Origin of the sequence: Halorubrum sp. SP3 (genome assembly GCF_005435195.1) — an archaeon.
Lineage (GTDB): Archaea > Halobacteriota > Halobacteria > Halobacteriales > Haloferacaceae > Halorubrum > Halorubrum sodomense.
This window is the reverse complement of record NZ_SGTU01000493.1, coordinates 1-323: the sequence shown is the minus strand read 5'-3', so window position 1 is coordinate 323 and position 323 is coordinate 1. Positions and strand designations below refer to the sequence as shown.

General features: G+C 46.7%; 1 protein-coding gene. It reads right to left on the bottom strand.

The window, feature by feature from the left end:
- Positions 1 to 260, bottom strand: a 260-nt coding sequence (locus EXE42_RS17365) for a DUF563 domain-containing protein (protein ID WP_241988444.1), incomplete at its 3' end; no start/stop codon positions are given.
- Between the last annotated feature and the right edge of the window lie 63 nt (positions 261 to 323).

Below are 323 nucleotides of genomic sequence, written 5' to 3'. Positions count from 1 at the left end.
TCCAACCCACTCATCGTGTAATAACAGGCGTTTCGATAATCTCCAAAGATCTCTATCACCTGAACATCTTCGCTGTATACAGCATTCAGAAGGCCTGCTCCGTGCGGCCCAATAACTACGTCTGCTTGATAGAACAGCACTATCTGTTCAGCGAGCGAAAGGTTTGATAAAATCACACGAGAAAAGCCGTAGTCTTCCAGAAGACGGACGACTTGCGTTTCATTAACCACACGCCGTTCATCGGCATCATCTCTAGATATGTATACACGAGACGGCCATCTTTGAGTTGAGGGGGAAACATTCTCGCGTAATTGTTGCCCTAC